The following is a 13,778-nucleotide window of genomic DNA, read 5'->3' as shown; positions in this document are numbered from 1 at the left end:
CTAAGTGAAATTTGTTTAAACAAAACAAAGTTTAGACAAATGGAAAATTTAGTTCTTTCTTCTATTCCTTTAGAGGAATTAAAAAATGTGATTTCTGATACGGTTCGTTGTGAATTGTCCAAACACTTAGAGGTAAAAAGCCAGTCTCCTAAGACGGCGGAATTATTAACCCGTAAAGAGGCGGCCCAATTATTAGGGATCTCCCTACCTACCCTGTTAGATTATACCAAGTCGGGAAAAATTACCGGCTACCGTCTGGGTACCAGGGTACGCTATAAGCGCGAAGAGCTGGAACAGTCTTTAATGCAAATCAGGTCTGCTAAACAAAAAGGGGGGCTTTATGACAGAAAGTAAGGTAACCACTCCCCCAACCAAACCAGAGTTTTCCGACACTATAAAAAGACTGACTGTTGCCGATATCCTGGAACATAGCCGGGAATTGTTGGCCCAGGGGAAGCCGCTGGCACATCAACTGATTCTAAACCAGCTATTGGAAAAAGTAGATTTAATAGACTTCCAAGGCATAGCCTTCCCGCACGTTATAGCGTTGCGGGAAGACTTGGAATTAGTGGAACAACAGATGTCTGCCGGTAACGGAGCGATGAAAGATGATCCAATCATCCGGGAGAAGGCTCAAAGCCTGCGCACCAGCATAAGTAAATGTAAGCTCAAACAAGCCCATTACCTGATCATCTGTGTGGAGGAAATATTAAGGACGGCTACCGCCAACCGCTGGGGAATATGCCGGCATCAGGACTTTATATATCTGTACAATGGCGCGTACTGGTCGGAGCTTAACACCAACGAGCTAAAAACCTTTCTGGGAAAATGCGGCGAGAAAATGGGGATAGACAAGTTTAAAAGCCGGTTCTACATGTTCCGCGATCACCTGCTGAAACAGTTCTTTGATACCGCCTACCTACCCAGCCCGATAGTTCCCGACAATGCTGTTTTTATCAATCTGCAAAACGGCACGTTTGAGATAACGCCTGAAGGCACCCAATTACGGGACTTCCGACGCGAGGATTTCATTACCTACCAGCTTCCATTTGCTTTCGATAAAGCAGCGACGGCCCCGCTTTTCACACAGTATTTAAATACTGTGTTACCGGATGTACAGCGTCAAACCGTGTTAGCGGAATACATCGGGTACGTATTCATCCATCCCAGCACGCTTAAACTGGAGAAATCGTTGTTACTATATGGCTCAGGAGCCAACGGCAAGTCTGTCTTCTTTGAGGTCATAAACGCGCTGCTAGGCTCTGAAAACGTCTGTAGTTATAGCCTGCAAAGCCTTACAGACACCACCGGATACTACCGCGCTAACCTGGCTAATAAACTGGTAAACTATGCCAGTGAAATCAACGGAAATATGGAAGCGTCCATCTTTAAGCAACTGGCCAGCGGGGAGCCGGTAGAGGCACGGCAGCCATACGGCCAAGCCTTTAACCTCACCCATTACGCAAAGCTCATTTTTAACTGTAATGAACTGCCCAGAGATGTTGAACATACTAACGCCTATTTCCGGCGCTTCCTGATCATCCCTTTTGACGTGACGATACCACCGGAAGCCCAAGACAAAGAACTTTCTAAAAAGATCATTCAGCAGGAGCTTTCCGGCGTTTTCAATTGGGTACTGGCAGGCCTTCGCCGGCTCATGGAACAAAAAAAATTTTCTCCTTGCGATGCGGCCACACAGCAGCTACAGCAGTATCAACAGCAATCTGATAGCCTGTTGATGTTCCTGGAAGATGAGGGTTACCGGCCATCACGGATAGCGTTTTTGCTCTTGAAAAACCTTTATACACAGTATAAAATATTCTGTTCGGATAACGGTTATCGGGTCTGTTCGGCTAAAACTGTCAGCGAAAGACTCCGTAGTCAAGGGTATGAAATGGAGCGGAAGACACCGGGAATGGTAGTCTACTTAGAAAAATAATGTTTGTTCCGCCCTACATATGCTACATATCCTACATGGTGCCAGTCACGCTATGTAGCATATGTAGCATATGCAGGGCCAAAAACAATTTTTTTTATGCATACTTACAGGTACACGTTAGAAAGGGGCAATAAAAAACATATCTGTCCCAGTTGTGGAAAGAAGCGGTTTGTAAGGTTCATTGATACAGAAACAGGGGAATATCTGCCGACAGAGTATGGGCGATGTGACAGGGAAGTAAATTGTGGCTACTTCCTCAAACCGGATTTTGGCACAATGGCACAGTTAAATGAGGCGGGGAAGGGCCATCATACACCATTACATCGTAGCCAGCACTACAAAAGACAGGAAACCAACAGATCACCGGCTTATATACCTATTGATGTTCTAAATCAAAGCCAGCAAGGATTTGAAACAAATAGCTTTGTAACCTACCTGCATTCTCTTTTCGGAAGCGAAATAACCCATGAATTAATTCAGCTATACCAGATAGGCACCTCCGGCAGCCGATGGCCGGGAGCTACTGTATTTTGGTGGATCGATGTATCCGGCAACGTTAGGGCCGGACAAGTAAAACAGTTTGATCATACCGGCCATACGGCCAAATCTCAAGATGGCAATTCCCGGACAACATGGATACACAGTATTTTAAAATACAACCATGAAACCAAAGGGGAGTGCCTTCCCGGCTGGCTGGCTGCTTATTTAGAACAAGCGGGCAACTTCGTCGGCTGTCTTTTCGGGGAATACCTATTGCCTAGCAGCCTCGGTAAACCGGTCGCTATTGTGGAAGCGCCGGCAACGGCCATTGTTGCAAGCGTCTATCTTCCTGCTTTTATTTGGCTGGCTGCCGGGAGTCTGTCTTACCTTACTGTTGAACGGTGTCAGGCGCTTACCGGTAGACAAGTGTTTCTCTTTCCTGATCTTTCCCCTGATGGCAGGGCGTTCACTTTATGGAATAGCAAGGCTAAAGAACTGGCCGGTATTGCCGCTGTAACAGTATCCGACCTCCTGGAACGCGGTGCAACCGTAACCGAGCGCGCCCAAGGATTAGATTTACGGGATTATCTTACCCGATTTGACCTTCAGCAGTTTCATCCAGCACCACCACCGGAGGACAAATACACGCTTACCATCGATGGACAGGAGCATGAAATCAATGCTATAGCGGTCATAACAGAAATTGACGATTATAAAATCGTGACTTATATGTTAAGAAATGCTAAGTTTTGCGAGGTTTTATATACAGCCGCCGGTGAGTTGATTCCTCAGCCGGAAGATTTTTCCGCAATCATATACGCGCGTATGGGAAAGATGATTATGCCAGGGAGATTAAACGATATCAATTGTCTATTTACCTATGACATAATATGACATCCTAGAAATTGGTAAAAGTAATTAAATACGTGACGTGTATTTCTATTCATTCGTTTATGCTTATTGCAACTTAATTTTTTTATTTTTAATCCTTTCGTTACTTTAGGTATTATAAAAATATAATGTGTATAAAGTAAGTCCTAAATATACCGGCTATCATGGAACGTACCCCGAAAACATTGAAAGTATACTCACCAATAATTTTCGAGAATCCTTAAACCATGATATGTGGATTGGCGACGGAGTATATTTTTTTATTGAAGGAGTGGGCATTGTGAAAGCTTCCCTCAGACAGTAACGTTTTCAACTAAGGTTTCCCACTCAAATCCTTCATCTTTTTGAAGAGTAGGAAATGTGTTGGTTTTTTGATGCCGACATAGAAAATCTATTGGCGATCTGTAACCCAGTGCCTTGTGTGGTCTTTGGTTGTTGTACACCCACATCCAGGCGTTTGAAAGTATTTGAGCTTCCCCCAGGCGGGTAAAACAAAATGCATCCAATACTTCCTCGCGGTAGCTTCTATTGAAGCGCTCCATATAACCATTCTGGAAAGGTTTACCCTTCTGGATGAATTTGAGTTCGACACATCGGATCTCAGCCCATTGAGAGAGTGCTTCAGCAACAAACTCCGGCCCATTATCGACTCTGATCTTTAACGGTTGTCCACGCCAGGCAATCAATTGGTCCAGCTGCCTGATAATACGCTTGCTGGTTAAGCTGGTATCAATAGTGATGTTTAGAGCCTCTCTGTTATAGTCATCGATGATATTAAATGATCTGAAAGTAACACCATTGCTTAGTGTGTCATGCATAAAATCCATGGACCAGGTTATATTAGGTCTGAGAGGCTGTAGCAATGGCTCCATTATTCTTGCTGGTAGGCGTTTTTTATGCTTACGCCTCATATTGAGTCCCATCTCTGTATAGACCCTGTATACCCGCTTGTGATTCCATTTGTGGTTCAGATTACGCAGATAATGGTGCATCATCCAGAATCCCCAGCGATTATGCAATTGCGACAATTCAGATAATTTCTCCCGAATATCTTCGTCACCGTCTGGCAATGGTTTATAATAGTAAACAGAAGGATGGATTTGAAACAATCTTAACGCCTGCCGGATACTCATTTTATGGCTATCACGGGCATAATCCACCAACTCACGCTTATCTGCAGGCGTTAGAGCTTTTTTTCTATGACATCTTTCATTACGGTGATCTGAAAGGCTTGTTCCGCTACTATTTTTTTGTACTGGGCAAGTTCCGACTCCAGATCCTTCAGTTTCTTTAACTGATTGACTTCAAGCCCGGAGTATTTCGACTTCCACTGATAAAATGTCGCCTGGCTTATTCCATGATCACGACAGATGTCGGCTACCGATTTGCCTGATTCCTGGCCATTTAGAATCCCAATAATCTGGCTTTCTGTAAATTTTGATTTTTTCATACCCATTAAATTTAACGATTATTCGATATTTTTAACCGTTACGTTTTAATGGGAAGCTTTCAATCGCCTTAGTATTCCCCTATTTAAGAGCGTTCATTACAACCTTAACCTCCGTAGCTAATCTGAATCCACTGATCTTACCAACTTATAATTTATCCAATTTAGGTACACAGCTAAAAGAAAGAACAACAATCGAGCAATAGTATCGAATAGAATTGATATTTATGCAACTATTGGATTTCTTCTAAAAGCGTTGCAGGAGTAATACCTAACCCACGGGCCAAATCAACGATAACTAGAACACCAGGATTCAACAATCCGGCCTCAATCCGGCTAATATCTGCCTGTTCCGTATCACATTTAGCAGCAAGCTTATCTTGACTAAGCTTTGCCTGTTCTCTATATTTTTTCAGTGTTTGACCGAGTGTTGCCAGTACTTCTTTGGAATCTTTAATCATCTTTGTCGAGTTCGTCCCAATCTGTCCAATCCTTATAAAAAAAACCATGTGTAATTACACATGGAATGATATTTTTAGTATCTTAGTCTATATTTGCGATCCCATAAATAATTAAAAAGGCATCGCTTTTATCCTGTCCGACCCGCCAAAATAGGACACGGGGTAAGAGTGAAGCCCGCCACCTTAGTGCGCGGGCTCTTCTTGTCCGTGTCCACCTTGGCGGGTCGGGCGGCAAGTTGAGTTCCGCGCCTTTTTCATATATTTCCGGCGCGTTCTACCTCACCAAACCTCACTTTGATATGAACGTTAAAGCCGCCGCCAAAACCCTTAACAAAATCCCCTTTGACATTCTCATTGGCTTTCTATGTGGGATTACCCTGTGTCTAACCGTTGCGCTAGCCTTTTGTATCTGGATTATCACCGAGCAGGACAGCTTTATCCACAACCTCCTACTGGATTTACCACAAAAAATAGTTTCAACCCGATAATCAACATTGCCTCATGAAAGTAGACATTCTCTTAGTTGATGCCGCTAACGAGTGCCCATGTAGCACTGGTTTTGTTCCTTATTTGATAAACAGGAACTATATCATAGACAGACGGCCGAATATATACACTTGTATAGAAGCCTTTGCTGACCAGGAGCGTGAATATGGGGTAGTAATCGTTCACATGAGTATTTTGGCGAAGTCCTTACGAGTTGTCAGGAAAATACGGGAACAAAACGCCTCCATTCCCATCATCGTAATCACCTTCATCGGTAGGGGGCCAACCGATATACACGCCATCACGGAGGCAGGAGCTGACGATTATATTATTAAACCCATGTGCGGGCCGGGCTACCTGATTGAAGTTATCGGGAAGTACTTACCACATAAACAATAATCCTGTATTTTATTCTTGGATGTAAGGTTTTGTCAGGGTAAATTGTTGAAAGTAGACAGCGTGTGTACCCCTACGTGTACCCCATGCCGTTAAAAATACACATAAAAAATTGATTATCAAATGATTCAGAACATCAAAAATAACCCCTACAGGGTCACCTTAAAGGACATTTCGGTATTATTGCTGGAATGTCCTTTTTTTATTTCCCCGAAAGCCTCGTCCAGACTACATATTAAACGAACCGCTTCATTGATACGAGGAGTTCGATAATTGAAACCATCAAAAGTCAATTTTTCCGGATAGATCGAACTCACGATCAAACGCTTTTCTATCACCGTTCTATTTTCATACAGGCAATCCATTCTGGAAACGTTATCCACGGCCTTGTTAATCAAGTCGTCAATCTTATTGGAGGGTGTTGAGCAATTCAATACTTGTGCCTCTAAGGAATTTATTTCGGGTTGATATTCTGCTTTTATTTCGCGGTATTCAGCAGGTGTAATTTCTTCCTTTAACATCGTCGCCTCGCTTTCGCAAGCTGTTTGTTTAATTCTTCCAGTCGCTCTAACATCAACCTGCGACCATTCATGTGGTCTTTAGTCTTGCTGTTATACTCACTGATAATGGCTGATTTATATATCTCTATCATACCGGGATGCGGAACCAGCTTCTTCAACTCTACGATAAATAGTTTGTTGACCGCATCTGTTCTAAATCGGCTACCACAAGAAGAGGAGCAATGATAGTAATGATAGTATCTGTATTTTCCCTTTGATGCACTGCCGGTTAGCAGCCTCCCACAGCGGGGACAGACAAGGAAACCACGGAGCGGCAAATTTTCGTCTACCTCAATTTGTACCCGCTGTTTCCTTTTTCTACCGTCCAATACATCTTGTACTTCATAATAAAGTGCATCTGAAATGATTGGTTCATGTTGTCCTTTCACAAAATGCGCTTCTTCCTCTTTGTACTTAGGAATAAAAATCTTTCCACAATAAACCGGGTTACGCACCAGCACCCAAAAGCCGTTCTTACAGATACGCAGTCCTTTTGCCTTCGCTTGTTTCCAAACCTGTTCCGTAGTAAATATGCCTTTGGCGATTGTTTCAAATACCCATTGGATAATCTCCGCGTGTGGATGTTTAGGGGTAATGTATTTCTTGCCGACTTCCGTCACCTTGTTGGCGTAACCGAATGGCGCTGTTCCCATCCATCTCCCCTCCTTCTTTGCGCGGCGCATACCTGAAAAGGTATTTAAAGCCCTGCGATCATTTTCTACTTCCGGTGCGGCGAGATAAAACGCCAGCATCATTTTGTTTTCCTGGACAGATAGATCTAAAGGTTGTTCAATGGCCTGCGGTTCAACTCCTACTGTCCTTAACAGGCTAATCATTTGGTAGGCGTCTCCTGCATTCCGGCTGAATCGATCCCATTTTGTAAACAGGATTAAATCAGCCTGACCTTTATGTTTACGCAGATCAGCCAGCAGCTTTTGCCACTCCGGGCGATTAAAGGTTTTGGCGGAATGGTCTTCGTATATAGTTTTGCGTACCTGGATGGCGTTTAATTCGCAATACCTGCGAAGCATTTCTTCCTGATTACGCTGGCTATACCCTTCTCCGCCTGCTCGTCTGTACTCACCCGAATGTATAAGTCTGCTGTTTTCATCACGTAAACATTGAGCTATGGCAATTTGTGCCATAGCATAAATAAATTCTAAGATCAATACGGCTTCTTCCCTGCTTACCTGTAATCCATACTTTCGCAGTATTTCTACTGCCGTGTCCGGCTTCATTCTTTCCATAACCCATTTTCATTTTCACGTTACCTAACCACCACAATTTCCCCATAGAGCAGGGCTATGAATACCAATATACGAAAGTTTTGATGAAAATATATTTTTGGTAAAACTTTTATTCTTAAATTCGTGTAACAATGTAAAATGAGGTAAGTATTGGCAAAGACATATAAAGTCACTTATAAACCGTACTTCAACGAACGGATTAAGCCGGTCCGGTTTCATGGCAAGGATGTTCATCCCTTGTACATGCAGGTTACCTTTGACCGGAAATCTATATTCTTTAAAAGCTACTACTTTGATCTATTTGCCCGCCCCAAATACGCGGAGCTGGAGACAAGTATAGAACAGATCAAGGAACAGGAAAGCCGCCTGATCGAGTACATCGTAGATAAAAATACTGACACCTTCTCACTTGAACAGTTTGCCCAAGAATACAAATATTTATCTACTGACCTATTTGATCTAATGGACGAACGTTTCAAGGACTATCTTGTAGATTTCTTTATGGATGAAGGTATTCCCAGATATGCAGGGATAGTAAGGGCCATTTATGATAGCTTAACAGTTATACAAATAGTTGAAACTTTTAAAGAGGGTTTCAAACCTGAACTATATAACAAAATGATAGAACATGCTATCTATTACGCTCCTCCATATATCCCCTTAGTGGCCTTTGTCCGGCAACAGCATCCTAAAGGTTTAATCAGCTTCCCTGTTTTTGAATGGAAGCAGTTGGGGACAGCGGCAGCGTTGGAGAATTTTCTATCGGCGTCCTTTCCCGAATACAAAATAGCTGAGGTAAAAAAGGCGATAGAGCGATATATAGATCATATATAGCCCTTTCCCACGGAGGCCTAGCCAATAACACGCAACCAATACATATTTCAACGGTTATTGACTTGAACCTCCACGGGCAACAGGTCATTATTTCCCCCACATTTATAATACAATAGATTATTAGCCTAAAAATCTATTCAATATGTCAAAGAACTTTACTCACTCTCCTTTATGGAAATAGCTGTTTTAGTAAATCAGCAAGCCTACTTTTGCTGACCGGTTTAATCACGCATCCGACAACCCCCATATCCCAAATATTCAACTTTCTATCAATCAATAAATTTGCTGTTATTACGATCAATGGTATGTGACGTAACCGATGATCAGCTTTCAATAACTTCAATAATGTTTCACCATCCATATCGGGCATTCCCATATCCATCATAATAAAAGATGGAAACACCTTATGCGCCATTGTCCAGCCTTCCGAACCAGTTCCGGCTATGTGCAACTTTATGCCAAGATCACCCATATAGAGCGTCATTAGTCGCTGTTCTATCAAATTATCTTCAATATAAAGTGCTTCCATTGTGGTTGGTTTTTCACATATGGGATGCTATCAAATCACCGTTTGGGTCGACGATATTTATCACAGTCGCTTGCAATACTTTTAATCACATCTTCAAAAATCTCGGCAATCTTTTCCTTTTCAGCATTGCTCAAACCTGTAATCAACCTTTGTTTGCGGTAAAAAGTAGGTGCACTCCATGCACATTCCTCCTCTATCTTCTCACGGAAGGAGCAGGGTAAGGCAATCAATTTTGAATAGATTTCACCCAGTAAATTATCCGGTGGTCCTATCATCCTGTTCATAAAGAAAGGGGGTAAATGTTAGATAATAGTTGACCACTGCGCACAAAAATAGCGCAGAACTCAACTTGCGGTACCTGTACGCCTTCGGAAGCCCAGGTAACCAACAAGCGAGCCTGCGCCATAAGGTGCAGGCACCGCCCTACTCTATTCCCGGGCTTCCGAAGGCGTACGGGAATGAGAACGATGGCAATGCGGATAATTCATTTACGAAGACCCGCAAAGCTAATATTTTTATTAATTATACCTAAAACAGTGTTTCAGGCCCTATAACACTACAAAGATAAGGAACATTCCAAATGGAATGCGACTAATGATAATCAATTTGATAATTAAAATTAAACAAATCAATTACTATTAATAATCATTTCATTATGCTTTAGGATATTTTTTGCTACTTTAAATGTATGGCGAAAGATAAACGATATAATGCAATCAAGGAGTTGATAGAACGTGGTGGTATCACAGATTTCAACAAAATCTTTGATATTATGCCGCCGTCAACGATGGCGAGGCACTTGGGCATTAATTATAATAATTTTACGAAAAGGCAGGCGGATTGTAGCCGGTTTACGGTGAAGGAGATAATGAAAATGGCGGAGTTGATTGGGGTAGAGGATTTGGTGGTGGCTAAGCTTATAATTGAAGCCAGTAGGAAGCAGAAAAATAAAAAGCCTAAAACCACTTAACTATCTCTAGTTTAAATTCTTCTTATGAAGCAAACTTTTCTTGATCATATTTCAAATGAAAAAATAAGCGTAGTCGAACCGTTAATAAATAAAGTAATTGGATTTTACCGTGAGAATCTTGAATTGGTTAGAACTGATGATGTACAAAGTACCTTCGCTAGGGAAATAAAAGATCAGGAAGGGAAAATTGTTCCATTGGGCAAAATACAACTAACTACAAAGGGAAATATCGAAGAAGGATTAGTTCACGAGCTATTACATTTAGCCCTACCGTTGAAAACAGGACTATATACAATGGAAAAGACTAGGCAGGACCCCCAAAATTTTTTTGCTGTTTATAATAATATGGCAGAGCATGATCTGATTCTTCCCGATTTCTTGGAAATGGGCTATCATTTGGAAACCTTTTTAGCAGGAGGATTTACAATTGATTATAAAAGAGAATCTAAAGAAGCAATGGGTTGGTGGATTTACGAATACATCAGAAATGTAATCACAAAAAATCATCTTGGCTCTGTTGGAGCTAAGCAATCAGAAAAGGCAATAAAAGACATACGACAGTATGGAGTACAATTTTATCCACGGCTGGATAACAGCTTTAAAACAGTATATGAATGGATAAAAAGCAGAAAAAAAATGGAGCCGAAAGACCATCCCCAAATGATGCGGGCACTAATCGTACTTCTGAATCTGGGTACTCCTGGAAAATATCTTGCACCTGATGGTGACGGAGCTTTGAAAGAGGTTAGCTTTTAAGTTTTTATAATAGAACTTTGCGCCAGTATAGAGACCTTTCATTTAACCTTAAAAACATGAAAGTATTTGAGCATATTGACAAACGTATAGCATGGTTACAAAAGCATCTTATCCAAGCCATAGAAAATCCACCTCTTACTTATAAAGAGATATGCAAAATCAATAAAGTAGGCCTATACTTCATATACCTTGAGAATACAGAAGGTGATATGGAATTTCAATACATCGGCCAAACGACAAGAAGCACAAAGAGAATGCGAGAGTTAGCAACTGATTTTAGAAGCCACTCCTTTAACCGAAAATTGTTAGCACAACGATTTCGAGAAAAGGAGATAGTAGTTCATGTTCTTTCAAATACTTCCAAAAAGCAGCTCTTGGAAAGTGGGATTTTGACGTTAGAAGCATTCAAAAGAGATCAGAAGTCTGTAAATGACGCTATTCGTAATACATATAAATTTAAGTTTTACGAGTACCTCCATACGGATATTCTTTTGTTAGAGCATTTCGCAATTTCAATATTAGGTCCTTTATATAATGATTAACAACCTAAGGTAAATTTATGCTCTAGATGTCTCTCCAACGAATCAATAATAATTTAAAAAACTTAGAAATTCTATTTTCATAGATAGATTTCGACACTATATGTCTGTGAGTGTCATGGATATTTAGTGAGATCGCAAAAGTTTATAACAATGTTGACTGTTTATCTGGATAAAAACATCTACAGCTATTTTCTGAGTACACCTATCGATCCTACATATCAGAGGTTTTTAGATTACCTAAATAGCAATGTATCTAACTTTCTGGTATTTTATTCATATGCGCATATAGAAGATTTAAAGCAATCCAGTAGCACAATGATTGGCCAAAATCTGGCCATAATCGAAAAAATCGCAAAGAATAATTATTGCTATTATGATTCAAACAAGAACAAATTTTGTGTGGGATTTTATACCCCCAAAGAGGTTTTTGATTGTCAAGAAGACCTACTTCCAATTATTGACAAATTAATTCAACTAGATGGGTTAGACATGTTTTTAACGCCTGAAATAAAGGAGCAGCTTGAACAACTAAAGAAAAACTGGGAAAAATCGGAGATGAATGAGAAAATTGACGAAAAGAACCTCTCTCTATTAGATAAAGTTTTTCCGACCGATATAGCTCAACTCTCGATTAATGATTTGCTTAGGGAGAGCTATCTCAAGTTGAGGGAGTTTAGTCAAAATAATTCTATTTATCGAGAGTTCCGTAGCATATCTAATGACACTATCAATAAAGGTAAATTCACCATAGATCTGGAAAAAATCGACTTTGACAAGGATTTAAAGGGATCTCCATTACAAAAATCTTTTCTAGAATATGTAAGAATAACATTAGACAAAGGCGAAAACGATGAAATCCTACGATATGATCATCATACCGCCGCATATGTTGGGCTTGATATTCTCGGCCTGAATATGGACAAAAAAGTAAAATTTAACAACCTTTTAGTTGACGCAAACCATTCATATTTTGGGGCTCACTTTGATTATGTCGTTTCAAACGATCATGGTTTTGTGATAAAATCAAGAGCATTGTATAAGTTGCTAGGCATCAGTACTAAAGTACTTTTACCCGAAGAGTTTCTTGCAGAAGCATTCAAAGCTGAAATAAGCATCGAAAATAGTGAGACCGACTTCATCAAAAAGCTTGATTTTGATGTTAAAAACTGTTTAATTAAGAGACATAATGTTATTGGGAATAAGCAGGAGCTTGAATACAAGATTGATCATCACTATTTAAGCTATTTTAATACCGTGGTTTATATTACACAGTTCAATACAAAAAAAATTCTTTTCAAAAAGGAAGATCCTATATATCTCCAAAATCGTGTATACGCTAAAATCATAATTGAAATCACAAGAAAGTGTATAAATCTATTTGGCATCGATAGTTTAGGGCTTGGAGAGCTAAAGCTAGATGAAGAATTTAAGGAACCAGAAAAAGGATATTGGACCGGTAGAAATTGGGAGCGTAATGACTGCATAATCAATTTAAGAATGGTAGAAAAAAGGCTAGAGCTAAGCATAACTTACTTCTGACATTCTCACTCCTATCAACGCGGAATAGCGCTTCAATATTATATTACAAACTTCCTCTTGACAATTTTGAAATGGTATTACTGGCTATCCACTCGTAATCTCCTTTAGTAAATCGGTCAGACGAGTGAAGGGCTTATCTTTATAGAAAGCATAAGTAATGCCTGTTGTGCTAACAAAGTTTTCATGTGTAAGGGCATTGAAAACATTTATTACAGCCAATGTCGCAGCATCCTTTAAGGAGTTTTTTTCTTTTCTTTCAACTATAGTATCCATAGTATCATCATCCATAACTCTCACCACAGCAATTCCATTAGATCGGGCATAGTTCAATAGTCCTTCTTGCACCGCTGACTTTGTGATAAATATTCCCTTAGCATTTAAACCAATTCCTCGAAGTTCAACAACATCAGCATTAAATTTTTTTATCTTGTCAATTCCCACAGCTGAATTATAATCCTTACATTCAATGAAAATATATAAGGATGGATGTTCGGCCCCCTTCCGATAGGATTCGATAGATATATCGATTCGAGCTGAAAATGATTGATCTTTTGAAAGATATTTTTTGTTTTTATATATTTTGAAATTTTTCACAGGCACATTGAATGTTTCCCTGTTTATGCTATCTAGAATTAGGTCGTAAACCCTATTTTCAAATGTATCGCCTTTAGCTTTTGTATTCATAACAATAATACATGAAA

17 protein-coding genes are annotated in these 13,778 nt (G+C 40.2%); 9 read left to right on the top strand and 8 right to left on the bottom strand.

Features of this window, described 5'->3' with window-relative positions; genetic code table 11:
* The first annotated feature begins 39 nt into the window (after positions 1-39).
* The 3 genes from HF324_RS04820 (at position 40) to HF324_RS04810 (ending at position 3,313) form a co-directional block, all read left to right on the top strand.
* Positions 40-354: a helix-turn-helix domain-containing protein gene (locus HF324_RS04820; RefSeq protein WP_168862036.1), complete on the top strand. Its 315-nt coding sequence runs from the start codon at positions 40-42 to the stop codon at positions 352-354.
* Positions 341-1,939: a DNA primase family protein gene (locus HF324_RS04815; protein WP_168862035.1), complete on the top strand. Its 1,599-nt coding sequence runs from the start codon at positions 341-343 to the stop codon at positions 1,937-1,939. The genes HF324_RS04820 and HF324_RS04815 overlap by 14 nt, the downstream gene beginning before the upstream one ends.
* Before the next feature lie 96 nt (positions 1,940-2,035).
* Positions 2,036-3,313, top strand: a complete 1,278-nt coding sequence (locus HF324_RS04810) for a DUF6371 domain-containing protein (RefSeq protein ID WP_168862034.1) — start codon at positions 2,036-2,038, stop codon at positions 3,311-3,313.
* A 290-nt stretch (positions 3,314-3,603) separates the two neighbouring features.
* Here the strand turns inward: HF324_RS04810 and HF324_RS04805 are convergent, their stop codons facing one another.
* The 3 genes from HF324_RS04805 to HF324_RS04795 form a co-directional block, all read right to left on the bottom strand.
* Entirely contained in the window at positions 3,604-4,470 is an 867-nt protein-coding gene (locus HF324_RS04805) for an IS3 family transposase (RefSeq protein WP_220100703.1), read from the bottom strand.
* A gap of 23 nt (positions 4,471-4,493) precedes the next feature.
* Positions 4,494-4,760, bottom strand: a complete 267-nt coding sequence (gene tnpA / locus HF324_RS33340; RefSeq protein ID WP_168804560.1) for an IS66 family insertion sequence element accessory protein TnpA — start codon at positions 4,758-4,760, stop codon at positions 4,494-4,496.
* Between the two features lie 230 nt (positions 4,761-4,990).
* Positions 4,991-5,218, bottom strand: a complete 228-nt coding sequence (locus HF324_RS04795) for a helix-turn-helix domain-containing protein (protein WP_168862033.1) — start codon at positions 5,216-5,218, stop codon at positions 4,991-4,993.
* 501 nt (positions 5,219-5,719) lie between these two features.
* Here HF324_RS04795 and HF324_RS04790 point away from each other — a divergent pair.
* Entirely contained in the window at positions 5,720-6,103 is a 384-nt protein-coding gene (locus HF324_RS04790; protein ID WP_168862032.1) for a response regulator, read from the top strand.
* 146 nt (positions 6,104-6,249) lie between these two features.
* Here HF324_RS04790 and HF324_RS33335 read toward each other — a convergent pair whose 3' ends face one another.
* Both HF324_RS33335 and HF324_RS04785 read right to left on the bottom strand, forming a co-directional pair.
* On the bottom strand, positions 6,250-6,621 hold the full coding sequence (locus tag HF324_RS33335) for a hypothetical protein (RefSeq protein WP_220101272.1): 372 nt from the start codon (positions 6,619-6,621) through the stop codon (positions 6,250-6,252).
* Positions 6,615-7,907 carry a recombinase family protein gene (locus HF324_RS04785; protein ID WP_220101271.1) on the bottom strand — a complete coding sequence of 431 codons (1,293 nt, stop codon included), beginning with the start codon at positions 7,905-7,907 and terminating at the stop codon, positions 6,615-6,617. Before HF324_RS04785 ends, HF324_RS33335 begins: the two co-directional genes overlap by 7 nt.
* A 150-nt stretch (positions 7,908-8,057) precedes the next feature.
* Between HF324_RS04785 and HF324_RS04780 the strand changes: the two genes are divergently transcribed.
* Positions 8,058-8,741, top strand: coding sequence for a hypothetical protein (locus tag HF324_RS04780; protein ID WP_168862031.1), 684 nt, complete (start codon positions 8,058-8,060; stop codon positions 8,739-8,741).
* Between the two features lie 169 nt (positions 8,742-8,910).
* Here HF324_RS04780 and HF324_RS04775 read toward each other — a convergent pair whose 3' ends face one another.
* Positions 8,911-9,270: a response regulator gene (locus HF324_RS04775; RefSeq protein WP_168862030.1), complete on the bottom strand. Its 360-nt coding sequence runs from the start codon at positions 9,268-9,270 to the stop codon at positions 8,911-8,913.
* A 35-nt stretch (positions 9,271-9,305) separates the two neighbouring features.
* A complete protein-coding gene (locus HF324_RS04770) occupies positions 9,306-9,554 on the bottom strand; it encodes a hypothetical protein (RefSeq protein ID WP_168862029.1) in 249 nt (82 codons plus the stop codon).
* 404 nt (positions 9,555-9,958) lie between these two features.
* Between HF324_RS04770 and HF324_RS04765 the strand changes: the two genes are divergently transcribed.
* From HF324_RS04765 to HF324_RS04750, 4 genes are all read left to right on the top strand, one after another.
* On the top strand, positions 9,959-10,240 hold the full coding sequence (locus HF324_RS04765; RefSeq protein WP_168862028.1) for a hypothetical protein: 282 nt from the start codon (positions 9,959-9,961) through the stop codon (positions 10,238-10,240).
* Positions 10,241-10,264: 24 nt separating this feature from the next.
* The gene (locus tag HF324_RS04760) at positions 10,265-10,996 is read left to right on the top strand and encodes a hypothetical protein (protein ID WP_168862027.1); all 732 of its coding nucleotides are present in this window, start codon (positions 10,265-10,267) and stop codon (positions 10,994-10,996) included.
* Positions 10,997-11,052: 56 nt separating this feature from the next.
* Entirely contained in the window at positions 11,053-11,538 is a 486-nt protein-coding gene (locus tag HF324_RS04755; protein ID WP_168862026.1) for a hypothetical protein, read from the top strand.
* Positions 11,539-11,688: 150 nt separating this feature from the next.
* Entirely contained in the window at positions 11,689-13,077 is a 1,389-nt protein-coding gene (locus tag HF324_RS04750) for a hypothetical protein (RefSeq protein WP_168862025.1), read from the top strand.
* Between the two features lie 84 nt (positions 13,078-13,161).
* Here the strand turns inward: HF324_RS04750 and HF324_RS04745 are convergent, their stop codons facing one another.
* The gene (locus tag HF324_RS04745; RefSeq protein ID WP_168862024.1) at positions 13,162-13,761 is read right to left on the bottom strand and encodes a restriction endonuclease; all 600 of its coding nucleotides are present in this window, start codon (positions 13,759-13,761) and stop codon (positions 13,162-13,164) included.
* Between the last annotated feature and the right edge of the window lie 17 nt (positions 13,762-13,778).

The sequence above is a fragment of the Chitinophaga oryzae genome (genome assembly GCF_012516375.2).
Lineage (GTDB): Bacteria > Bacteroidota > Bacteroidia > Chitinophagales > Chitinophagaceae > Chitinophaga > Chitinophaga oryzae.
Note: the sequence above shows the minus strand (reverse complement) of the source record. Positions and strands in the feature narration are given on the sequence as shown.